Raw genomic sequence first — 21,803 nt, 5'->3', positions numbered from 1 at the left:
AGTGGGACGCCGCCTCCCCTTTCAGGTCTTCGGCTTTACGGTGTCGACCGAAACCGTCTTCGTTCCCGGCGCCTTGGCGGCCACCGGTGCCGGCTTGACCACCGCCGGCAGATGCCGGTCCATCATCGCCATCATGTCGGCATCGCGCTCGCCCGCACTTTTGCCGCCGAGGACAACGCCAATCAGGTGATGGCCGGCGCGATCGACGGAGGTCACGAGATTATAGCCGGAGGCATCCGTATAGCCGGTCTTGATGCCGCTTGCGCCCGGATAGGCGTTCAGCACGCCGTTATGACCGCGCAGCTTCATGCCGCGAAAGTTGATCGTGCGATTGGAGAAGAGCTTGAACTCCTCGGGAAAGTCGCGCATCAGCGCCAGACCAAGCTTGGCCATGTCTTCAGCCGTCGTCACCTGCTCAGGGTCGGGAAGGCCCGCCGGATTGCGGAACACGGTCTTCGACATGCCGAGCTGATGCGCCTTTTGGGTCATCAGAACGCCAAAACCGGCTTCCGAACCGCCGAGCGTCTCGCCCATCAGCACGGCCGCATCATTGGCCGAGAGCACCACCATCCCCAGCACCGCCTCGCGCACGGTGATCGTGCGGCCAGCGCCGACGGCGAACTTGAACGGCTCCTTGTTATTGGCGTTTTCCGACATCACCACCTTCTGGTCCCAGCTGAGACGGCCCTGATGCAGCGCCTCGAAGGTGAGATAGAGCGTCATCATCTTGGTGAGCGACGCGGGGTAGTTCAGCTCGTCTGCATGATCCGACTCAAGCACCTTGCCGGTTTGCGCATCCATGAGGAACCGCGCCTGGCCGCTGAAGGCAGACGACGTGCCGACCGCGAGCAGGCAAATGGACAGAGCGGCGGACGCGGCAAGACGGGAAAAGGACAGCATAAAAACCTCAAGACTACGCATCGCAGGCTTTCAAAAGCCGGCGGGAACACGGATGTGGAAACGAAAAAACCGCCCGAAGACATCATCCCCGGACGGTTTCAAATACATCATGCCAGCTGCACCGGGACAAGCCCGATGAGGCGGATCAGAGGCCGAGGCCGCCGAAACGCTTGTTGAACTTGGATACGCGGCCGCCGCGGTCCATCAGCTGCTGGTTGCCGCCGGTCCAGGCCGGATGCGACTTGCTGTCGATTTCAAGGTTCATGACAGCGCCTTCCGAACCCCACGTGGAGTAGGTTTCGTACTCTTCGCCGTCGGTCATGACGATCTTGATCTTGTGGTATTCCGGATGGATATTGGCCTTCATGTCACTCTTCCTGCTGCGGGGTCCATTTGTCGCAATTGCAGCGAGAGACCCTGTCCCATAAATGAAGCCGCAGACCGGACCGGCCACGGCTTCCCAATTCGATGCGGAGCCTATACAGGAAGGTCTCCCAAAGCACAAGTACCCGCGCCCGCACTTGAAGGGCCAGAATACGGGGCCATCGTGAGCGATAGTCAGACCACAAACGACAAGAAACGCCGTTCTCCGCAGCCCCTTTGGCGGCTGATTCCTTACGTGTTGCGCTACAAGCGGATGGTGATGGCGGCCTGCGCCTTCCTGGCCATTGCCGCCGGCACGACGCTCGCCCTGCCGCTTGCCGTGCGCCGCATGATCGACCACGGTTTTGCCGCCGCCGACGGGACATTCATCAACAGCTATTTCGCCATGCTGCTGGCGCTTGCCGCCATGCTCGCGATCTCGAGCGCGCTGCGCTATTACTATGTCATCACGATTGGCGAACGAGTGGTGGCGGATCTGCGCGGCGAGGTGTTTTCGCACGTGGCGTCGCTGTCGCCCTCCTTCTTCGACGTCAACCAGTCGGGCGAGATCGTCTCGCGGCTGACGGCCGATACGACGCAGATCAAGTCCGCCTTCGGATCGGCCGCATCACAGGCGCTGCGCAACATCATTCTCTGTCTCGGCGCCATGGCGATGATGATCTTCACCAGTCCAAAACTGTCGGCGCTGGTCCTGGGGGCGATCCCGCTCATCGTGTTTCCGCTGGTCGGCTTTGGCCGTTCGGTGCGCGGACGTTCGCGCGCGGCGCAGGACAGGCTGGCCGCAACCTCCGCCTTTGCCTCCGAAACCATCGCGGCCACCCGCACGGTACAGGCGTTTGGCGCTGAAAAGGCCGCTTCCGCCCGCTATCAAGACGCCGTCGAACGGGCCTACCAGGCCGCCCGCACGGCCATCCGGTCGCGGGCGCTGCTCACCGGCTTTGCCATCCTTCTCATCTTCGGCAGCATTGTCGGCGTTCTCTGGTATGGCGCGCAGAGCGTTCTTGCCGGCACGATGAGCGCGGGAACGCTCGGCCAGTTCGTGCTCTATTCCGTCATTACCGCAAGCTCGCTCGGACAGTTGTCGGAAGTCTGGGGCGAACTCTCGCAGGCCGGTGGCGCCGCCGAACGGTTGACCGAACTCCTGCGCGAGGTGCCGGCCATTCGCGATCCGCAGACGCCGCTAGCGCTGCCTGCCCCGGCGCGTGGCGAGGTGGTGTTCGATAGGCTCTCCTTCGCCTACCCCTCCCGGGTGAGCGGGATTGCCCTCAACGACCTTTCCTTTACCGTCCACCCGGGCGAAACGGTGGCGATCGTCGGCCCGTCCGGCGCCGGCAAGAGCACGGTGCTGTCGCTTCTCATGCGCTTCTACGATCCGACGGCAGGCGCCATCCGGCTCGATGGCGTCGACCTGCGTCAGGCCAAGCTGTCGGAGCTTAGGGCGCGGCTGGCCATCGTGCCGCAGGACGTGACGATCTTTGCCGCCTCGATCCATGACAACATTGCCTTCGGTCGGCCGGAGGCAAGCCGCGAGGCGGTGCGCCAGGCCGCCATTGCCGCCCAGGCCGACGAGTTCATCACCAAGCTCGACCAGGGCTATGACACCATGGCCGGCGAACGCGGCGTGACGCTGTCCGGCGGCCAGCGCCAGCGCCTCGCGATCGCCCGTGCCATCCTGAAGGATGCCCCGGTTCTCCTCCTCGACGAGGCAACCTCGGCACTCGACGCCGAAAGCGAAACGCTGGTGCAGAAGGCGCTCGACGGGTTGATGCAGGACCGCACCACGATCGTCATCGCCCACCGCCTTGCGACCGTGCTGAAGGCCGACCGGATCTTGGTCATGGATAGCGGGCAGATTGTCGAGGAAGGCAGCCACAGCCAGCTGGTGGCGCGTGGCGGGCTCTATGCCAACCTTGCCCGCCTGCAGTTCGATGCCGGCATGGAAGGCTTTATCGCAGCTCAGTAAGGTCGTCAGGCGATGCGGGGGCGCCGAGTGCCCCCGGACATTGCGGGCGGCGCTCCCCCCCGCACATGCCCCTCACGGGAACATTGTGCGCGACACCTTTTCCCTCCATTGTGAGATGGCAACATGTCGTCATCTCTGGGAGGAGTTTCCATGTCACTGTTGAAATCGATTGCCGCAGCCGCCGTCTTTGCCGGGCTGCTTGCCGCCGGCTCTGCCCGGGCGGAATTTCCCGATCGCATGATAACGCTCGTCGTGCCCTTTGCGGCGGGCGGGTCCACCGATGTCGTGGCACGCATCATTGCGCAGCGCATGTCCACCGATCTTGGCCAGCAGGTCATCGTGCAGAATGTCGCCGGCGCCGGTGGCAGTCTCGGGGCCGGAAACGTCGCGACCGCACAGCCGGATGGCTATACGATCCTGATGGGCACCGTTGCCACCCATGCGCTCAATCCGCTGATCCTCAAGCAGAAGCCCTATGATGCAGAGAAGGATTTCGCGCCGGTTTCGCTTCTCGTCGTCGTGCCGAACGTTCTGGTGGTCAATCCGCAATTGCCGGTAAAGACGGTTCCGGAATTGCTGGCGCTCCTGAAGGCCGATCCGGACAAATATGCCTATGCATCGTCCGGCAATGGCACGCCGTTGCATCTGTCGGGTGAATTGTTCAAGAGCATGGCCGGCGTCAGCATGCAGCATGTGCCCTACAAGGGCTCCGGCCCGGCGCTCAACGATGTCATCGCCAATCAGGTGCCGATCATGTTCGACAACCTGCCCTCCTCCTCCGGCCATATCAAGGCCGGCACGCTCCGGGCGCTGGCCGTCACCACGCCGCAACGTGCGCCATCCTTCCCGGATGTCCCGACCATCGCCGAATCCGGCATTCCGGGCTACGAGACCTACACCTGGAACGCGCTGTTTGCGCCGGCCAAGACGCCGCAGCCGGTTGTCGCCCGGCTGAATGCTGCCGCCAAGGTGGCGATGGCAGATCCGGCGGTGGCGGAACGCATGAAGGAATTCAGTGCCACCATCGTCGCCTCCTCGCCGGAAGCGCTGGCCGCGCATGTGAAGGACGAGATCGCCAAATGGACGCCTGTCGTCAAGAACGCCAACGTGCAGATGGATTGATCCCGGCAACCCGCTCGAGGCTGACGGCGCGGATTACCGTTCCGTCAGCTTCAGCTCGATGCGCCGGTTCTGCGAACGCACTTCCGGCGTGTCTCCCTCGGCAATCGGCTGATACTGCCCAAAGCCTGCGGCTACCAGTCGGTTTGCCGCAACGCCCCGGGAAATCAAATATTTGACCACCGATGTGGCGCGGGCAGACGAAAGCTCCCAGTTGTCGCGGTAACGGCCGGCGCCGGAGAGCGGTGCATTGTCGGTATGGCCATCGACGCGCAGCACCCAGTTGATTTCCGGCGGGATTTCCTGCGCCAGTTCAAGGATGGCAGTCGCAAGCTTGTCCATCTCGGCGCGGCCGGCATCATCGAGATCGGCGCCGCCGACCGGAAACAGCACTTCCGACTGGAAGACGAAGCGGTCGCCGACAATGCGGATGTTCTGGCGGTCCGAGAGGATTTCGCGCAAGCGTCCGAAGAAGTCGGAGCGGTAGCGGTTCAACTCCTGCACGCGCTGGGCAAGCGCGACGTTGAGGCGTCGTCCAAGATCGGAAATGCGCGCCTGCGACGACTGGTCCTTGGCTTCAGACGCCTGAAGCGCCTGTTCGACAGCGGCGATCTGGGCGCGAAGGGCGGCGATCTGCTGGTTGAGCAGTTCCACCTGGCTCATGGCCCGGGCGCTGGCCTGCTGTTCCTGCGACAGCTGTTCGGTCAGCGCGCCGACCCTCGCATTCGCCGCATCGCTGGAGCCGGCACCGCGGTCCAGAAGCGCCTGCAAGCGGGACCGTTCGGTTTCCGATTGCGTCAGCGAGGCCTGCAGGTTGGCAAGCGTGTCCTCGGCATCCTGCTTGCCGCTTTTTTCCAGAGCCAGAAGCTGGGTCAGCTCGGCAATCTGGCTGTTGAGCTGGTTCAGAACCGTGTCGCGACCGGAAATCTCGCGGCCCAGAATGAACTGGGCGAGCACGAAGACGGTGAGCAGGAACATGATGGCCAGAAGCAGCGTCGACAGCGCGTCGACGAAGCCTGGCCAGTAATCGACGCCGCGTTCGCGCCGGCGGTTGCGGCCGAGCGCCATCGCTTACTTCCCCCCGATCTTGTCGGACAGGCGGTCGAGCGTGCGGCGCATGGCCTTCGATTCCTCCTGCTGCGCCTCGATCCAGTCACGCAGCATCTGCTGTTCGTTGCGCATGTTCTTGACCAGCCCCTGGATGCCTTCGGCAAGGCTGTTCATCGCGGCAAGCGAACGCTCGTTCTGCGCGGCTTCGGTTTTCGACTGGGAGGCGATCAGCTTGCGCAGCTGCTCAGCCACACGCCGCAGGTCTTCGCCCGCGCCATCGACGGTCGCAGCACTTGCCACCGGCAATTCCGCGCTCACTTCCGTGACGGAGGAGAGCCAGTTTTCCAGCTCGGTGTAAAAACGGTTTTGGGCGCGGCCGGCCTGGAGATCGAGGAACCCGAGGATCAGCGAGCCGGAGAGACCCAGCAGCGACGAGGAAAACGCCGTGCCCATGCCGGACAGCGGCGCTGTCAACCCGGTCTTCAGCGCCGACAGGATATCGTTGTTGTTGCCGGAGCTCGGATCGAGCCCGCGGATAACCTCGCTGATCGAGCCGATCGTGCCGATGAGGCCCCAGAAGGTGCCAAGCAGGCCGAGAAAGACCAGAAGGCCGATCAGATAACGCGAGATGTCGCGCGATTCGTCGAGCCGGGTTCCGATCGAATCAAGAATGGAGCGCAGCATGTTGGTCGACAGCGCCAGCCGCTGGCTGCGCCCGAGAAGCGAGCGCATCGGCGCCAGAAGCCGTGGATCGCGCCCGACGCGATCAGCGCTGCCGGCGGCGCGGAACGAGTTGAACCAGCGCACTTCCGGGATAAGGCTCGCAACCTGCAGGAAGATCAGCAGGATACCGATCGCCAGAACCCCGACGATCAGGCCATTCAGGCCCGGATTGGTCATGAAGGCGGCATGCGCCTGCCGGTAGAGGATGGCGGCGATGAAGCCGACGATGATCAGGAAGATCATCATCGTCCAAAGGAAGGGCACCGGATTGGACAGCTTGTAGGCCTGTGGACGGGGTGCCAGCTCTGAACCGTTCACATCCCCAAGGGTCTCGTTCGCCATGTGCCGCTGCCTCTTTCGCTTTACAACGCGGCGGAGGCTAGTGCAAAAATAAGACGAATTGAAGTGATGGCCACTCGGAAATCGTCGCAAGCCCCAAGGCTTTTACCCTTCATTCACCGCAGAAGCGAGGAATGCCCGATCAACGGGTGGGCACGGGACGGTTGGTCACTTCCACGAGCTGCTTCTGGATCAGCTCATTGCCGGCGACAACGGTTCCTGCGTCCATCATGTCGTTGCCACCCTTGAGGTCGCTGACAAAGCCGCCCGCTTCGCGGATGATGACAAGGCCTGCAGCCATATCCCACGGGGAAAGACCGACTTCCCAGAAACCGTCGAGACGGCCGGCCGCCACATAGGCGAGATCGAGCGCGGCGGCGCCAAAGCGGCGCACACCGGCCACTTCGCCCATCACGTGGCGCAGTTCCACCAGGAACTTGCCGTGGTTGCCGCGGCCCAGATGCGGAACACCGCAGCCGATGACGCAATCGGACAGAACTCGGCGTGCGCCGACGCGGATGCGGCGATCGTTCAGGAAGGCGCCGCCGCCCTTTTCAGCCGTAAACAGCTCATCCGTTGCCGGATTGAAGATGACGCCGGCCACCACTTCACCATTGCGCTCCAATGCGATGGAGACGGCGAACTGCGGAATGCCATGCAGAAAATTCGTCGTGCCGTCGAGCGGATCGACAATCCAGCGATGCGCGCCGTCCGTGCCCTTCTCTTCCTCGCCTTCCTCGCCGAGGAAGCCATAGGTGGGACGTGCCTTCATCAACTCGTCGTGGACGATCTTCTCAGCCTTCAGATCCGCCTGGGAAACGAAATCGCCCGGGCCCTTCACCGAGACCTGGAGGTTCTGCACTTCGCCGAAATCACGCGACAAAGACTTACCGGCCTTGATGGCGGACTGAACCATGACATTGAGAAGGGCTGAACGAGCCATTGGGGGATCCTTGCGGGTATAGGGCGGGTGTCCCTGTCGAACAGGAACGAACGTCGATCTGAACTTTCATGAATAGGCGCGTTCAGAACCACAAAAGCAGGCACAATTCAAGTCACGCGACCGGATAAGGCCGCAATCGGTGGCATTAGGGTGAATACCGGCCACCCCGGCGAAGGCTCAGCCGCGGCGAAAACGGTTGGCCGCGTCGATCGCCTGTTTCTGCTGATCCTCATTGATGCCGAGGTAAAAATCCTCAAGAACCGGATCGGCAAGGCCGGCGCGGCGCGACAGCACATACCATTTGGCCGCCTCGACCGGGTTGGGGCGGGTGCCGAGCGCATAGATGTAAAGATGCGCAAGCTTGTTCTGCGCCACCACATTGCCGCGCGTGGCGGCAATCCGCAGCCATTCGAAGCCCTGCTCGTAGTCGCGCGGGCCTCCGACACCGTTGACGAACCAGATGCCGGCATCGAGCTGGGCCGTATCATAGCCGGCCTTCGCGGCGCGCAGCAGCCATTCGCGGGCCTTGGCCTTCTTTTCCGGCGCAATGTCTTTTACCCCCTCATAGAGCTGCGAGACGGCATATTGCGCGTCAGCCACGCCCTGTTCGGCGGATTTCTCGTAAAACGGCAGCGCCAGCTTCAGGCCCTTTTCACCGGGATTGTCGGCCACCAGGATCTGGCCCCAGTTGAACTGGGCCGATGCATTGCCGGCCTCGGCGGCGCGGCGCATGTAATCGTCTGCCTTCGCCTTGTCGCGCGGCACATTGCGCCCTTCCATCAGCAGCAGCGCATACTGGAACATCGCGGCCGGATCGCCGCGCTTGGCCGCTTCGCCATACCAGAAGGCAGCACCCTTCGCGTCATGCACGATGCCGAGCCCGCGGGTCATCATTTCCGCGACCAGCGTCTGGGCTGCCGCGTCGCCGGCTTCTGCACGCGGCAGGGCCTTGTCGAGGGCGGTCATGTAACGGCCACGCTGATAGGCGCCATAAGCCTCGTCGATCGGGCCGTGATACGGCTTTTCCGGTGGAACGGCGGGCAGATCAGAGCCCATGCGCTGGTAAAGCGTCACGCCGGAGGACGGGTAAGGATCATCACCTGCTGTGGCGGACGCGCCATCCGGCGCGCCGGAGGCCTCACCCGCACCCTTGTCCTTTGTCGCGTCAGCGCCATCGGCCGGCACCTTGCGCAAGGGATCGGCCGCGGACGGAACCGGGCGGGTCACCGCGCGCTCGGTTCCTTGCGCAAGCGCCGGCTGCACGCCCTCTTGCCCGCCGGCAAGGCAGGACAGGATGACGGGAGCGGTGATGAGCAGGCGGGATCTGAGGCGCATGCTGACCTTCAAGCGTCAAACCGTGGCGCTTTTTCGTCCAACAGTGCGTTGATTTCAGAGATAGCGGCCGCAGTGCCCGCCGGGTGATCGAAAACGGCGGAGCGAAGGGCGACGAATTCGGCACCGGTTTCGGCCACCTGCAGCACGGAGGCGATATCGGTGCCGCCCATCACGATGCAGGGGATCTCCACCATCGAAGCCCACCATTCGCCAAGCGCCAGGTTCTTCGGATGCGCCTCCGGCTTGATGTCGCCATCGAGCTTGCCGAAGAAGATGTAATCGGGGCGCGCCTCGCCCACTTCGAGAGCGGTGTGGCGGTCGCTTGCGCCGCCTGCGCCGACGATCATCTTCGGCGTGAATTTCTCGATCGCCTCCGCCAGCTCCTCGACCTTGCCGAGAATATGCAGGCCATCGGCCTTGGCGCGACCGGCCACGCGGCTGTCGCCGGCAACCAGGGCTGCGGCGCCCGCTTCCTGCACGATCGCCACAAGACCTTCGGCACGCTTCTGGAAGGAAACCTCGTCCAGACCGTATTGCGGCAGAATGACCGAAGCGACATCGCCACCGCGCAGCGCATGCGCCAATTTTTCGGACAGAACTGCATCGTCATCGGCGTCCGGCACGATCAGCACGAGGCGGCAGCGGTCTTCCAAAAGTGTCATGTCGTGTCCAATCTGGCAGGTGTCTGGCCGCGATCTGGCCAATGGCATGTCGGTGTCTGTTGCGGATCCGGGCCCGGATCGGACCGCCTGTCATAAAATGCAGGCTCGATCCGGTTTGGGGCTCGTCATCCCGTGCTAAGTCCGATAGACCGGTCCGGCCTTCCGATCAACTCCATATGCTGGCCCCCTGGCGCTCCATGCTTGGCTTCGACCTTCCCAGTCTCACCTTTTTTGCCGCCGCCATCCCAGCCGTGGCGCTGGTCGGCCTCTCCAAGGGCGGCCTTGGCGGCGCCTTTGCGCTGATCGGCGTGCCGCTGATGGCGCTGGTGGTGAGCCCGGTGGATGCCGCCGCCATCTTCCTGCCGATCCTCATCGTCATGGACATCGTGGCGCTTTACGCCTGGCGCAAACATAACGACCGAAAACTGCTTCTGGCCTTCCTGCCCGGGGGCATGGTGGGCGTTGCGCTCGGCTGGGCAACCTCTGCCTATGTGCCGCCGGATGTGCTGCGCTTCGTCATCGCCGTGTCGATGATCCTGTTTGCCTTGCGCTATTTCTACCAGGTCTATGGTCCGGCCAAGGGCGAACTTCCGCCGCCGGCCGGCCACCGCACGGGCCCCGCGCTGTTCTGGGGCACCTTGTGCGGTTATGGCAGCTTCGTTGCCCATGCCGGCGGCCCGCCCTTCCAGATCTATGCGCTGCCGCTCAGGCTCGATCCGAAGGCCTATACGGGCGCCAGCGTGCGCTTTTTCGCCCTCGTCAATGCCATCAAGGTCATACCCTATGTGGCGCTCGGCGCGCTTGATACGAAGAACCTGTCGATTTCGATGACACTGCTGCCGGTCGCCCTTGTTGCCACCATGGCCGGCGCGGTGATCGTGCGGCGACTGAAGCCGGAGGTATTTTACCCGCTGGCCTATGGCCTCGGGCTTATCGCGGCGCTGAAACTACTGTGGGATGTGCTGCCCCATTAAAAAATCATACTAAAAATCATCTTCGATGCTGCGATGCACAAGAATAGTCTTGCCGGGCTACACTGTGTCGCGTAAGTTGCAATGCATGACGACGATTGATCCTTTCGCTGCTATTGCTGACCCGAACCGGCGTTACTTGCTGGAGGAGCTGAGGCGTGCCCCGCGCACCGTCAACCAGCTGGCGGAAGGCCTGCCGATCAGCCGGCCCGCCGTGTCTCAGCACCTGAAGGCGCTGCTCGACAGCAACCTCGTCACCGTCACGGCGGAGGGCACGAAGCGGATCTACGCCTTGAACAGCAAGGGCTTCCAAAAGCTCAACCTTTGGCTCGATCAGTTCTGGTCCTGAGAGATTGTTGTGACGGGGCGTCGGGCTGCCAAAAACACCGGTTGCGACCCTCATCGCGGGTCTTTTGCAAATAAAACCGCCGCCTCGTATGGCCTGTGGCCTGGAGCGGGCGGCGGCTGGTCTTGATCAGTAACGCATGCAAGAACTCATAGGCTCTCGTCGAAAGATCAGTGTCGCGTGTCGGTCCTCAGCCGCTCCATTTGGTCCTTGATGCGCAGCTTGCGGCGCTTCAGGTCGGCAATATCCTTGTCATCAGAGGATGGGGACGCAAGAACAGCCTGGAGCTCCTCCTCAAGAGCACCATGCTTCTTTTCGAGCGATGCGATATGAGCCTGTATGGTCATGTGGCACGTCCTTCCCTTTTTGCCTGCCATCGGCCCTCCATGGGGCCGTGGCTTCAGGTTTGCGAAGGAATTGTGACACGATCGGAGTGCTTTGTCGAAGGCGAAATCGTGACATCTCCGCGGCAAATCGGTGCATGTGTTTAAGGGCTAATAAATGCTTGGAAAATTCTTCTCTTAGCCTGCCCCGCATCGAAACAGGGGGAAGCGTTTACCCAATGCGACATTTGCCGTTGATTAATCGGCGCGTCTCTGGCTCGAATGGGGGCCGAGATTTGCCGCCCATCGCTCTAGTCGTTCTGAAGGTTTGATGGTAGGAGCTTGCGGGCATTCCCCGGCGAGACAAAGACCGGAATGAAGACAAGGGGACACGGGATCCATGGCCGATCAGGAACAGGCGGATATCAGGCTGACGCTGGCGCGGCTGCGTCAGGAACACGAAGACTATGACGCCGCCATCAACGCCATGATCCAGACAGGCTGCGAGGCGCTGCGTATCCAGCGCATGAAGAAGAAGAAGCTCGCCATCAAGGACAAGATGACGCAGCTCGAAGACCAGATCATTCCAGACATCATCGCGTGACGACAGAGGATGTAAGCGTGCCGCAAGAGAGACCGCCCGTTGCCATCATCATGGGAAGCCAGTCGGACTGGGAAACCATGAAGAACGCCGCCGATACGCTGGATGCTCTCGATGTCGGCTATGAGGCGCGCATCGTCTCTGCCCATCGCACACCCGAACGCATGGTGGCCTTTGCACAAGGGGCACGCGCGGAAGGGTTCCAGATCATCATCGCCGGCGCCGGCGGTGCGGCCCACCTGCCGGGCATGGTGGCAGCCCTCACACCGCTTCCGGTGTTCGGCGTTCCGGTTCAGTCGAAGGCGATGTCGGGCCTCGACAGCCTTTATTCCATCGTGCAGATGCCGGCCGGCATTCCGGTTGGAACGCTTGCCATCGGCCGCGCCGGTGCTGTCAATGCGGCGCTCCTCGCAGCTGCCGTGCTTGCCCTTTCCGACGACGACCTGGCCGACCGGCTGGACGATTACCGCGCCCGCCAGACGGCCGCCATTGCAGACTATCCCATCGACGAGGCGCCATGACGCTCAAAACCCTTGGCATCATCGGCGGCGGCCAGCTTGGCCGCATGCTGGCGATGGCCGCCGCCCGGCTGAATTTCAAGACCGTCATCCTCGAGCCGCAACCGGATTGTCCGGCAGCGCAGGTGGCCAACCGCCAGATCGTTGCCGCCTATGACGATCGGGCTGCCCTTGATGAACTGGCCGCCGCCTGCGACGTCATCACCTATGAATTCGAAAACGTGCCCGTCTCGGCGGCCACGCATCTTTCGGCATCCCGGCCGGTCTATCCGCCGGCAAAGGCGCTCGACGTGGCGCAGGACCGGCTGACGGAGAAGCGCTTCCTCAATGGCTGCGGCATCAAGACCGCGCGTTTTCACGCGGTCGACAGCGATGAGGATCTTGTCGCCGCACTTGCCGATTTCGGCGGCCAAGGCGTGCTGAAGACACGCCGCATGGGTTATGACGGCAAGGGTCAGCGCGTGTTTCGCGGCCCCGGCGACAGCGCCGACGGCGTCTTTGCCGCCATGGGCGGCGTGCCGCTGATTCTCGAAAGTTTCGTGGCCTTCGAACGCGAAGTGTCCGTCATTGCCGCCCGCGCCATCGACGGCACGGTGAAAAGCTTCGACGTGGCCGAAAATGTCCACCGCAACGGCATTCTCCATACCTCCACGCTTCCGGCGAGAATCACTGCCGAAACGCAGGAGATGGCCAGAACAGCTGCCGAACGGCTGCTCTCGGCGCTCGATTATGTCGGCGTCATCGGCATGGAATTCTTCGTGATGCCGGACGGGGCCTTGATTGCCAACGAGATCGCACCGCGCGTTCACAATTCCGGACATTGGACGGAGGCGGCCTGCGTGGTCTCGCAGTTCGAACAGCATATCCGCGCCGTGATGGGGCTTTCGCTCGGCGATCCGGCCCGCCATTCCGATTGCGTGATGACCAACCTCATCGGCGACGACATGGACGACGTGCCCGCATGGCTGGCAAAGCCTGACGTGCTCGTTCATCTCTACGGCAAGAGCGAGGCGCGGCCGGGCCGCAAAATGGGCCATGTCACACAGCTTTTGCGGTGAAATGCCTTGGCCGAAAAGGCAGGCGCGGTTGACAGGCAGGTGGTGAACCTGTATCAGCCTCCCATCCTAAAGGGGGTGCCCATGGCGCCCTTTGATTGTCAGAGACATGAGTGGCCCAAGCGCCCTCGATACCGCGGATCAGAACAATGAAGATCAAGAACTCGCTCAAAGCGCTTAAGGCCCGTCACCGCGATAACCGTCTGGTTCGCCGCAAGGGACGCGTTTACATCATCAACAAGGCTAACCCGCGTTTCAAGGCTCGTCAGGGCTGATCGACGGTCGAACCGGCATGATCTTGTTATCGCCGGCTCCTGAAGATCACTTTCTCGAAAAGCTTCGAAATTTCGGTTTCCACTAGAGCGCATGCGGATTACCTTATCTGCATGCGCTTTTTCCGTTTGCCCCTTGCGATTCTCCTGACCAGCCTTGCAGCCTTGCCCCCCGCGCTGGCGCGCGAGAGTGCACCTTCCGGCACCGGGAGCGCCAAACCTGTAGTCCGTGAAGCCTCGCCGGCCCCTTCCCCCCAGGCCACACAGCAAACCCTGTTTGACGCCCTGAAACGCGAGCGTGATGCCGACAAGGCCCGCAGCATCGCCCAGCAGATTGCCGCAAACTGGCACCAGTCCGGCAGCGCCACCATCGATCTTCTGATGCAATGGGCCTCCAAGGCCGCGACCGACAAGAACAACAGCGCGGCCCTGGATTTCCTCGATCAGGTGACCGTGCTGCAACCGGATTATGCGGAAGCCTGGAACCGGCGCGCGACACTTCATTACACGATGGGCGACCTGCGCAAATCGATGGCCGATATCAATCAGGTGCTGAAGCAGGAGCCGCGCTACTTCCCAGCCATTGCCGGCATGGCCACGATCCTCACCGATTCGGGCGAGGACGCGCTTGCCCTGAAGGCCTGGGAGCGCTATCTCGCGATCTATCCCGCCGATCGCGACGCCCAGGAGAACATGCAAAAGCTCTCCGAAAAGCTCGCCGGCAGCCGCACCTGAGGCGCAGCCCCTGTCCTATCTCCTGGTCTTCCTTGTCTTTATCGCCGCACTCTGCGCCGCAGCCTTCGGCTTTACAGCCTACGAATCGGCCCGGATCGAGCGGCAGTTCCCCAATGAGGGCACGCTCACCGATATTGGCGGCTATCGTCTCAACGCGCTCACCGTGCCGCAGGGCGCCGATCCGGACCTGTCGCCCATCGTCTTCATCCACGGCGCCAGCGGCAATCTGCGCGACCAGGAGGCGGCCTTCCGCGCCCCCCTTCAGGGCCGCGCCGAACTGCTGTTCGTCGATCGCCCCGGCCATGGCTATTCCGAGCGCGGCGGCGCGGAAAACGATTTTCCCGATGGCCAGGCGGATGCCATTGCGCGCCTCATGGAAAAGCGCGGCATCGGCCAGGCGATCATCGTTGCCCATTCCTTCGGCGGCGCGATCGCCGCGAGCTTTGCGCTCAATCACCCCGACAAGGTGATCGGGACGGTGTTTCTCTCGGCCGCCACACACCCCTGGCCGGGCGGCATCGACTGGCATTACCGGCTGACGGCCATGCCCGTCATCGGCTGGCTGTTCAGCCACACGCTGGTGATGCCGGCTGGTATGATCATGCTCGACCCCGCCACCCGGTCGGTTTTCCGTCCAAACCAGCGCCGTGAGCGATACCTGGAAGAAGGCGCCCCTGCCCTTGTGCTGCGGCCGCAGACATTCCGCAACAATGCCAAGGACGTCGCAAACCTGCTCTCCTACGTGCGCCGCATTGCGCCGCGCTACACAGAGATAAAAAGCCCGGCGGTGATCATCACCGGCGACAGCGACCCCATTGTGCTTGCCGATATCCACTCGACCGGCCTCAAGCGCGATCTCGAGCACTCCGAACTTGTCTGGGTCAAAGGCCTTGGTCACAAGCCGGATTATGTCGTGACCGATCTTGTCATAGCCGCCATCGAAAAACTGTCAGGCAAGGACCGCGACCTGCAAGCCATCGCGCGGGCGGATGAGCAGCGTATTGCCGTTGAAAATGCCGCAGCCGCGCAGAGCAGACCGTAATTGCCGGCTCGCAAGTTCACACGGCCCACGACGACACGGATCGCCTTAAGGGCGCCGCGTGGCCTGGACCTTACTCGTCTTCGCCAAACAATCCGGTCGGCAGCCCGTCGAGGCTGACTTGGTTCTTTTCCCGCCAATACTGCTCGATGCCGTCCGGACCCTTGGAGCGGGCCCAGGCATCCATCTGCGGACGCTCCTCCCGGTAGTCGAAGAGCGGCACCCCATAACCGCAGGATGTCTGGACCATGTCGATATCGAGGTGGACCATCTGGCGGGCGCCGAGCGGTGCCTGGTCGTTAAAATGCTGCGCGAGCCGTGCGGCAAACTCCGGATCCTCCCGGTGAATGACCCGGCCTTTTCCGTAAAGGCGCATGATCAGCGGCGGGCCATCCACGGCACAGAACATGATCGTCAGCCGGCCGTCCGCCTTCAGGTGCGCCGCGGTCTCGTTGCTGCTGCCGGTCCTGTCGAGATACATCACGGCGGTGTCCGACAGGACCCGGAACATGTCGGTGCTGCGCGGCGACACATTCACATGGCCAACGGGCGCTGCCGATGCGGTGAAAAACAGATGCTGCCCGGCGATGAACCGGACATGATGATCATTCAACTGAGGGAATTGTTTTGCCATGGCTGCGCCGAGAGTTTTTCCGGGAAGGATCGCGGCCGGAAGCCTCCGAAACGTCGAGGGCAAGCCGAGGCCGCGACAACAGACAATAAAAAAGGGGGCGAAAACGGCGCCCCCTTCTTTCGATCCTTGCGTCAGACGCCCGACTGGCCGTCGGGGCCGATATAGGCGATGCGCAGCATGTTGGTGGCGCCGGGCGTACCAAGCGGCACGCCGGCCGAAATGATGATGCGGTCGCCGGCCTTGCCAAAGCCTTCGGAGGCGACGATGCGGCAGGCCTTGTTGACCATGTCGTCCATGTCCGCCGGCTCTTCGGATACCACGCAGTGCAGGCCCCAGCAGACCGACAGGCGACGCGCCGTCTGGACGATGGGCGAGAGCGCGATGATCGGCACTTGCGGGCGCTCGCGCGAGGCGCGAAGGCCCGTCGTACCGGACGAGGTATAGGTAACGATAGCCGACAGTTTCAACGTTTCGGCGATCTGGCGGGCAGCGAGCGAAATCGCATCGGCACCGGTTGCTTCCGGCTGAGGACGCTGCGCGTAGATGATGTTGGAGTAATACGGATCCTTTTCGACCGTGCTCGCAATCGAGGCCATGGTCGAGACGGCTTCCACCGGATACTGGCCGGATGCCGATTCGGCCGACAGCATGATCGCATCGGCGCCTTCGAAAACGGCGGTTGCAACGTCGGACACTTCGGCGCGCGTCGGAACGGCAGCGGTGATCATCGATTCCAGCATCTGGGTGGCGACCACCACCGGCTTGCCGGCACGACGACAGGCGCGGGTCAGCTGCTTCTGCAGGCCCGGAACCGCTTCGAGCGGCATTTCGACGCCAAGATCGCCGCGCGCCACCATCAGCGCATCGGAGAGCTCGATGATTTCCTCGATGCGCTCGATGGCCTGCGGCTTTTCGATCTTCGACATCAGGCCGACGCGGCCGCGCGAGATCTTGCGCACTTCGGCGAGATCCTCCGGACGCTGCACGAAGGAGAGCGCGACCCAATCGACCTCGTTGGTGGCGAGCACCGCATCAAGGTCCAGCCGGTCCTTGTCGGTCAGCACGCCCACGGCCAGCAGCGTATCGGGAAGGCTCACACCCTTGCGGTCGGAAATCGAGGTGCCGGAGACGACCGTCGTGACGATGCTCTTGCCGTCGCACTGTTCGGCGCGCAGGTGAAGCTTGCCGTCATCGATCAGCAGGCGGTCGCCCGGCTTCACCGATTCCAGGATTTCCGGATGCGGCAGGTAGACGCGGGTGGTATCGCCCGGCGCCTCATTGTTGTCGAGCGTGAAGGTCTGGCCGGCAACCAGCGTCACCTTCGTATCGGCAAACTTGCCGACGCGCAGCTTCGGTCCCTGCAAATCGGCAAGAATGCCGATCGGGCGCCCGCAGCGGGCTTCGACGGACCGGATGCGGGAGATCAATGTGCGCATCAGATCATGGCTGGCATGGCTCATGTTGATGCGGAACAGATCGGCGCCGGCCTGATGCAACTTCTCGATCATCGCCTCGTCGGAAGAGGCCGGTCCGAGGGTCGCGAGGATCTTTACTTTGCGGTTGCGCTTCATCAATTCTGGCCTTCTTGCGTTCCGGGCGTATCAGACAGCTGGACCATCCAGCTTCCCTGGCGACCGGTGTCATATTCCTTGAAACCCATGCGCTGGAAACCGCGGGCAAAGCAGTCGCCGACACCGGTGATCTTGAACTCGTTTTCGGCCACGCACATGTTGACGTCGCCGGTCCAGCGGCCGCCGCGCGCGGCATCCTCCGCATAGAGATAGTAGTAGCGAGACTGCAGTTCGCCCTCGATCAGCGTGGCGCAGCTGGAAGCGGGAACCTGCCACCAGCCCTCCGAAATCCAGCCCTCGCCGGCCCGGTAGCCGATGGCCACTCCGACAAGGTTCTGGGTGCCGTTGCACACGCGAAAATCAGCATGGGCGGCATCGGCGATCATGAGAACGGGAACACTGACCGCAGCAAACGCAAGCGAGGGCAGCAATCTCAGCGAGATATGGGACAATAGGCTTTTCGGCACGGCTTCCGCTGGGACTCCATGTGAGATCATTGCACTGTCTTCGCCTGCCGCCATGGGAAAGTCAATGAAATCTAATCGATTATAATAGAGTGGTTACCGGTTGACTTCATCGGACACGCGCTTGCGCGTCACCCCTTGGGCATGCGAACAGCATGGGTGAGAGACACCTCAATTCAGGCAAGCGGATGGCGATGCACAGTTTCAGTTCGCATGAAGTGATACACGGCAATCGTGACAGCGGCATGGTGCTTCTGGGCGACCACGCGATGAACCGGCTTCCGCCGTCCTATGGCACGCTCGGCCTTGATGCCGAAGCCTTCAAGCGACACATCGCCTATGACATCGGCATCGAGGGGCTGACGCGCGCGCTGGCGGAGCGCCTCGGCGTTCCGGCCGTCCTGTCGTGTTTTTCGCGCCTGCTGATCGATCCGAACCGCGGCGAGGATGACCCGACGCTGATCATGAAGATCTCCGACGGCGCCATCATTCCCGGCAATCATCCGATCACGGCTGAGGAATGGCAGCACCGGCTCGATACCTATCATCGGCCGTATCATCGGGCCGTGGACGAAGAATTGCAGGCGGTGGCGACGGCGAGTGGCAAGGCACCGCTGGTGCTCTCTCTCCATTCCTATACGCCGGCCTGGAAAGGCGTGCCGCGTCCGTGGCATGCGGCCGTGCTGTGGGACACGGACCATCGGGCGGTTCTGCCGCTCCTTGATCTCCTGCGCCGGCCAGGCGATATTCTCGTGGGCGACAACGAACCTTATGATGGTGCGCTGAAGGGCGATACGATGTATCGTCACTGCATGGCCAAGGGTCTGGCGCATGCGCTTCTGGAAGTGCGCCAGGACCTGATCGGCGACGAGGACGGCATTCTGGCCTGGGCCGACCGGCTTGCCCCGATCTTTGCGGAACTGAACGCCGATCCGCGTCTTCACGAAAGACAGATCTTTGCCTCGCGCACAGGGCCCTATGCGTGAGCAGATCGCATCAGGAGAGTTTTTATGAGCGAGCTTACGCCACAACAGCGCACGGAACTGGAAGCGGCGGCCTTTCGCCGGCTTGTCGCACATCTGCGTGAGCGCACCGACGTGCAGAACATCGACCTGATGAACCTCGCCGGCTTCTGCCGCAACTGCCTGTCCAACTGGTACCGGGAGGCGGCCGAAGAAAAAGGCCTGCCCGTCAGCAAGGATGCCTCCCGCGAAATGGTCTATGGCATGCCCTACGAAGACTGGAAAAACCTGCATCAGGGCGAAGCCAGTGCCACACAAAAAGCGGCATTCGCCCTCAACACACCGCACAAATAAGCCAGTGCAGCGGTGAAACGCCTTGACCTTGCCCGCACTTCACGGCAGGTGACACCACTCACGCAAATTGCCCTTTAAACACAGGAGGCCCCGATGTCTGATGCTGCCCACGGCGTCGCCCGCGACCAACTCCGCGCCTTTGTCGAGCGCATCGAACGGTTGGAAGAAGAAAAGAAGACCATCGCCGACGACATCAAGGACGTCTATGGCGAGGCCAAGTCCATGGGCTTTGACACCAAGATCCTGAAAAAGGTCATTGCGCTGCGCAAGAAGGACGAGCAGGAGCGGATGGAAGAGGACATGATCCTCGACACCTACCTGGCAGCCCTCGGCATGGTTCTTGCGCCGGAAGAAGAAGCCGCCTGACGGTTCACGAAGCCGGTTTCACAAAGCCGAATTAAAATGGCCCGCCTGTTCATTCTGACAGGCGAGCCTTTTTTTTGATCCGGGAAGAGCGGTGAGCCGGTTACGGCTTCACCTGGTTTGCGCCGCTGAACCGGTTGGGATCGACCGCAACGGTTGCCGAGACCGGCCGGAAGCCACCGCTATAGGCGGCGGAATATTCGCTGTTGAGCGCGCGGGTGATGAGGCGTGGCGCCTTGATCGAGGCCACGGCCTCCTTGCGGTTGGTCGAGCTTGCCCATTGCGCCAGCATATGACCTGTCAGCACCTTTGGACCCGGGGTTGCCGGATTGCCGCCAAGCTTGGTCACCGCGCCACCCTTCACCACTTTCGCAGGCGCGCTCTGGGCGGATGGCTTTGGCGTATCGAAGCCATCGTTGAACACCATGGCACCGCTATCGGCGGGTTTCGGCGAGGCGGACGCCACCTGCATCGGCTTTTCTGCAGCCGGCAGGTTTTCGGCAGCCGCCGGCCTTTCAGGCCGCAGCGCCGGTGTCGGGGCGTAATCGGCGCTGGCCGCAAGGCTTGCCACCAGTTCCGGCGTCAGTTCACGCTGCTCGGAAGCGGACGCCACGGCGGGCGGTGCGGCCGCGGGCAGGCTGACAGTCTCGGCTGCGGCCGGTCGCCCAATATCCGGCCGATGGGCCGGCACCGGAATGGCCGCCAGCAGCATCGGATCGTCTTGCGCAGGGCTTGCTGAGGCGGTCATCGGGCCGGCCGTCTGCGCATCGCCCTTCAGGCCGCGCGGACCAAGCAGCGTCGGCACCGGAATATTCATGCGGGCAAGGTCGACAAAGCTCTCACCCGGGGGCTCGGGCCGCGCCATCGGCATGACAGGTGTTGCCGGAAGGGCGGCCTGGAGGGCATCCTGGGCTGCGTTGCGCGGCGGCTGGTAAAGCGCCGTCGCAAGGCCTCCCGGCGAAGGCTGCAGGTCAGGCCGCGCAACAGGAACCGGCGCGCCAACAGCCGGCACGGAGGGGGCAGCGGAGGCCACGGCAACGGGTGCCTCTTCGTCGGGCTCGGCAGCAACCGGCACCGGCGGAACATTGCGCTGCCGCGCGACGACGGGTGCTGCAATCGATTCGGAATCTTCCTCCTCGTCCGCACCACCGCCAAACAGCATGGCGGCAAGCGTATTCTGCCGCTTGGCGCGCGTGGCGGAGAAGGAACCGCCCGCCGTGCTTGCGAGCTGGATGGAATCGGACGAAACGCGGCGCTTGTAATCGGCAACCGCCTGCTCATAACCCGGCAGCGGCTTGCCATCGGCCGGCACGTGCATGGTATTGCCCTTGGGGAACAGCTGCACCAGTTCCTGGCGCGACATGCGCGGCCAGGCGCGCACGCCGCCGACATCCAGATGCACGAAGGGCGAGCCGGAGGTCGGATAATAGCCGACGCCGCCGACCTGCATCTGCATGGCAATGCCACGCAGCGTCGCAAGCTTCACGCCGGGAATGAAAAAGTCCATGGCCTTGCCCAGCATGTGCTGGCTGCTCTTGGCGACACCCTTGGTGCGCGAGCGCAGCATGCCGTTGGTGGCCGGCGAGCGATAGGCGGAGACGACGTGAATGTAATCGGTGGCACCGGACCGGCGATAGACCTCCCAAACGAGATCGAACAGGCGCGGATCCATGCGCGTCGGCTCATTGCGGCGCCAGTCGCGCAGGAAACGGTTGATCTCCTGCAGACCCTTGGGATCATACCGGCCATTGCGCTTGAAGGTGATTTCGGCCCGTTCGCCCGTGTGGACGAAGTAGAGCTTCAGGGAGCGCGTTTCGCCGGCCGCCGCGGCCGGGGCCGCCGGAACGGTCATGACAGACGCGGTCAGTGCCAGCGACATGAACACGGCGGCGGCGCGCTTCACGAAAGACCGGATCATGCGCACCAGAGGGCGCCGTCCGTTGTCACCCGTAGGCGTCGATTCTGCATACTGATACGGCAAGTCGTTCCCCGTCTGATTGACAACATCCGGTGCTGCCTCACATGACCGTGAATTGCGTTTACACGATGGCAAATGTGCCACACATGCACAAGCGCTACTTTCTTAGTCAATAAATGACTACCGAAAGGTTGACGAGGTGTAACAAAACATACTTGCCCGAAAATTAACAGACCCCGTTTGCCAAAGGATGAAGGCC

Annotated in this window: 25 protein-coding genes; 13 read left to right on the top strand and 12 right to left on the bottom strand. The window is 62.7% G+C overall.

The genetic code is table 11. The features are described 5' to 3' along the window. Positions 1 to 21 precede the first annotated feature (21 nt). A complete protein-coding gene (locus J2858_RS15060; RefSeq protein WP_210105612.1) occupies positions 22 to 900 on the bottom strand; it encodes a D-alanyl-D-alanine carboxypeptidase family protein in 879 nt (292 codons plus the stop codon). Positions 901 to 1,045: 145 nt separating this feature from the next. Further along, positions 1,046 to 1,267 carry a 50S ribosomal protein L31 gene (gene rpmE / locus J2858_RS15055; protein ID WP_210105611.1) on the bottom strand — a complete coding sequence of 74 codons (222 nt, stop codon included), beginning with the start codon at positions 1,265 to 1,267 and terminating at the stop codon, positions 1,046 to 1,048. A gap of 180 nt (positions 1,268 to 1,447) precedes the next feature. Here rpmE and J2858_RS15050 point away from each other — a divergent pair, with 180 nt between their 5' ends. Continuing rightward, the gene (locus tag J2858_RS15050) at positions 1,448 to 3,247 is read left to right on the top strand and encodes an ABC transporter transmembrane domain-containing protein (RefSeq protein ID WP_348635495.1); all 1,800 of its coding nucleotides are present in this window, start codon (positions 1,448 to 1,450) and stop codon (positions 3,245 to 3,247) included. 150 nt (positions 3,248 to 3,397) lie between these two features. Then, positions 3,398 to 4,369: a Bug family tripartite tricarboxylate transporter substrate binding protein gene (locus tag J2858_RS15045; protein WP_210105609.1), complete on the top strand. Its 972-nt coding sequence runs from the start codon at positions 3,398 to 3,400 to the stop codon at positions 4,367 to 4,369. A 33-nt stretch (positions 4,370 to 4,402) separates the two neighbouring features. Here J2858_RS15045 and J2858_RS15040 read toward each other — a convergent pair whose 3' ends face one another. From J2858_RS15040 to J2858_RS15020, 5 genes are all read right to left on the bottom strand, one after another. Then, positions 4,403 to 5,434 (bottom strand): peptidoglycan -binding protein, encoded by a 1,032-nt coding sequence (locus J2858_RS15040; RefSeq protein ID WP_210105608.1) that lies wholly within the window; start codon positions 5,432 to 5,434, stop codon positions 4,403 to 4,405. Between the two features lie 3 nt (positions 5,435 to 5,437). Beyond that, entirely contained in the window at positions 5,438 to 6,481 is a 1,044-nt protein-coding gene (locus J2858_RS15035) for a flagellar motor protein MotA (RefSeq protein ID WP_210105607.1), read from the bottom strand. Positions 6,482 to 6,620: 139 nt separating this feature from the next. Then, positions 6,621 to 7,421 (bottom strand): inositol monophosphatase family protein, encoded by an 801-nt coding sequence (locus tag J2858_RS15030; RefSeq protein WP_210105606.1) that lies wholly within the window; start codon positions 7,419 to 7,421, stop codon positions 6,621 to 6,623. Positions 7,422 to 7,598: 177 nt separating this feature from the next. Next, on the bottom strand, positions 7,599 to 8,756 hold the full coding sequence (locus J2858_RS15025) for a tetratricopeptide repeat protein (protein ID WP_210105605.1): 1,158 nt from the start codon (positions 8,754 to 8,756) through the stop codon (positions 7,599 to 7,601). 8 nt (positions 8,757 to 8,764) lie between these two features. Further along, the gene (locus J2858_RS15020; RefSeq protein WP_210105604.1) at positions 8,765 to 9,418 is read right to left on the bottom strand and encodes a thiamine phosphate synthase; all 654 of its coding nucleotides are present in this window, start codon (positions 9,416 to 9,418) and stop codon (positions 8,765 to 8,767) included. Positions 9,419 to 9,615: 197 nt separating this feature from the next. On the opposite strand from J2858_RS15020, the gene J2858_RS15015 reads away from it, so the two are divergent. Both J2858_RS15015 and J2858_RS15010 read left to right on the top strand, forming a co-directional pair. After that, positions 9,616 to 10,392 carry a sulfite exporter TauE/SafE family protein gene (locus J2858_RS15015; RefSeq protein ID WP_210105603.1) on the top strand — a complete coding sequence of 259 codons (777 nt, stop codon included), beginning with the start codon at positions 9,616 to 9,618 and terminating at the stop codon, positions 10,390 to 10,392. A gap of 85 nt (positions 10,393 to 10,477) precedes the next feature. Continuing rightward, the gene (locus J2858_RS15010) at positions 10,478 to 10,738 is read left to right on the top strand and encodes an ArsR/SmtB family transcription factor (RefSeq protein WP_210105602.1); all 261 of its coding nucleotides are present in this window, start codon (positions 10,478 to 10,480) and stop codon (positions 10,736 to 10,738) included. Between the two features lie 167 nt (positions 10,739 to 10,905). Here the strand turns inward: J2858_RS15010 and J2858_RS15005 are convergent, their stop codons facing one another. Continuing rightward, the gene (locus J2858_RS15005) at positions 10,906 to 11,082 is read right to left on the bottom strand and encodes a YdcH family protein (RefSeq protein ID WP_210105601.1); all 177 of its coding nucleotides are present in this window, start codon (positions 11,080 to 11,082) and stop codon (positions 10,906 to 10,908) included. 376 nt (positions 11,083 to 11,458) lie between these two features. Here J2858_RS15005 and J2858_RS15000 point away from each other — a divergent pair, with 376 nt between their 5' ends. From J2858_RS15000 to J2858_RS14975, 6 genes are all read left to right on the top strand, one after another. After that, on the top strand, positions 11,459 to 11,662 hold the full coding sequence (locus J2858_RS15000; protein WP_210105600.1) for a YdcH family protein: 204 nt from the start codon (positions 11,459 to 11,461) through the stop codon (positions 11,660 to 11,662). A 50-nt stretch (positions 11,663 to 11,712) separates the two neighbouring features. Beyond that, complete coding sequence (gene purE / locus J2858_RS14995; protein ID WP_210105672.1) at positions 11,713 to 12,180, top strand: 5-(carboxyamino)imidazole ribonucleotide mutase; 468 nt, start codon at positions 11,713 to 11,715, stop codon at positions 12,178 to 12,180. Then, positions 12,177 to 13,235: a 5-(carboxyamino)imidazole ribonucleotide synthase gene (locus J2858_RS14990; protein ID WP_210105599.1), complete on the top strand. Its 1,059-nt coding sequence runs from the start codon at positions 12,177 to 12,179 to the stop codon at positions 13,233 to 13,235. Before purE ends, J2858_RS14990 begins: the two co-directional genes overlap by 4 nt. A gap of 146 nt (positions 13,236 to 13,381) precedes the next feature. Next, positions 13,382 to 13,507, top strand: coding sequence for a type B 50S ribosomal protein L36 (gene ykgO, locus J2858_RS14985; RefSeq protein WP_062279996.1), 126 nt, complete (start codon positions 13,382 to 13,384; stop codon positions 13,505 to 13,507). Positions 13,508 to 13,618: 111 nt separating this feature from the next. Beyond that, a complete protein-coding gene (locus J2858_RS14980; protein WP_210105598.1) occupies positions 13,619 to 14,239 on the top strand; it encodes a hypothetical protein in 621 nt (206 codons plus the stop codon). Between the two features lie 163 nt (positions 14,240 to 14,402). After that, on the top strand, positions 14,403 to 15,281 hold the full coding sequence (locus J2858_RS14975) for an alpha/beta fold hydrolase (protein ID WP_348635494.1): 879 nt from the start codon (positions 14,403 to 14,405) through the stop codon (positions 15,279 to 15,281). A gap of 70 nt (positions 15,282 to 15,351) precedes the next feature. Here J2858_RS14975 and J2858_RS14970 read toward each other — a convergent pair whose 3' ends face one another. The 3 genes from J2858_RS14970 to J2858_RS14960 all read right to left on the bottom strand — a co-directional run bounded on the left by J2858_RS14970 (position 15,352) and on the right by J2858_RS14960 (position 17,914). Further along, positions 15,352 to 15,912, bottom strand: a complete 561-nt coding sequence (locus J2858_RS14970; RefSeq protein ID WP_210105597.1) for a pyridoxamine 5'-phosphate oxidase family protein — start codon at positions 15,910 to 15,912, stop codon at positions 15,352 to 15,354. A 131-nt stretch (positions 15,913 to 16,043) separates the two neighbouring features. Next, on the bottom strand, positions 16,044 to 17,483 hold the full coding sequence (gene pyk, locus J2858_RS14965; RefSeq protein ID WP_210105596.1) for a pyruvate kinase: 1,440 nt from the start codon (positions 17,481 to 17,483) through the stop codon (positions 16,044 to 16,046). Continuing rightward, complete coding sequence (locus J2858_RS14960; protein ID WP_377296893.1) at positions 17,483 to 17,914, bottom strand: DUF1036 domain-containing protein; 432 nt, start codon at positions 17,912 to 17,914, stop codon at positions 17,483 to 17,485. The genes pyk and J2858_RS14960 overlap by 1 nt, the downstream gene beginning before the upstream one ends. A 227-nt stretch (positions 17,915 to 18,141) precedes the next feature. Between J2858_RS14960 and J2858_RS14955 the strand changes: the two genes are divergently transcribed. From J2858_RS14955 to J2858_RS14945, 3 genes are all read left to right on the top strand, one after another. Next, positions 18,142 to 18,933: an N-formylglutamate amidohydrolase gene (locus tag J2858_RS14955; protein WP_210105669.1), complete on the top strand. Its 792-nt coding sequence runs from the start codon at positions 18,142 to 18,144 to the stop codon at positions 18,931 to 18,933. 24 nt (positions 18,934 to 18,957) lie between these two features. Next, positions 18,958 to 19,263: a DUF1244 domain-containing protein gene (locus tag J2858_RS14950; RefSeq protein ID WP_210105595.1), complete on the top strand. Its 306-nt coding sequence runs from the start codon at positions 18,958 to 18,960 to the stop codon at positions 19,261 to 19,263. Positions 19,264 to 19,356: 93 nt separating this feature from the next. Further along, positions 19,357 to 19,629 (top strand): DUF2312 domain-containing protein, encoded by a 273-nt coding sequence (locus tag J2858_RS14945; RefSeq protein WP_210105594.1) that lies wholly within the window; start codon positions 19,357 to 19,359, stop codon positions 19,627 to 19,629. A gap of 100 nt (positions 19,630 to 19,729) precedes the next feature. Here the strand turns inward: J2858_RS14945 and J2858_RS14940 are convergent, their stop codons facing one another. Beyond that, entirely contained in the window at positions 19,730 to 21,544 is a 1,815-nt protein-coding gene (locus J2858_RS14940; RefSeq protein WP_210105593.1) for a DUF882 domain-containing protein, read from the bottom strand. Positions 21,545 to 21,803 lie beyond the last annotated feature (259 nt).

It is taken from the genome of Neorhizobium galegae, assembly GCF_017877135.1.
GTDB classification, from domain to species: Bacteria; Pseudomonadota; Alphaproteobacteria; order Rhizobiales; family Rhizobiaceae; genus Neorhizobium; species Neorhizobium galegae_A.
Note: the sequence above shows the minus strand (reverse complement) of the source record. Positions and strands in the feature narration are given on the sequence as shown.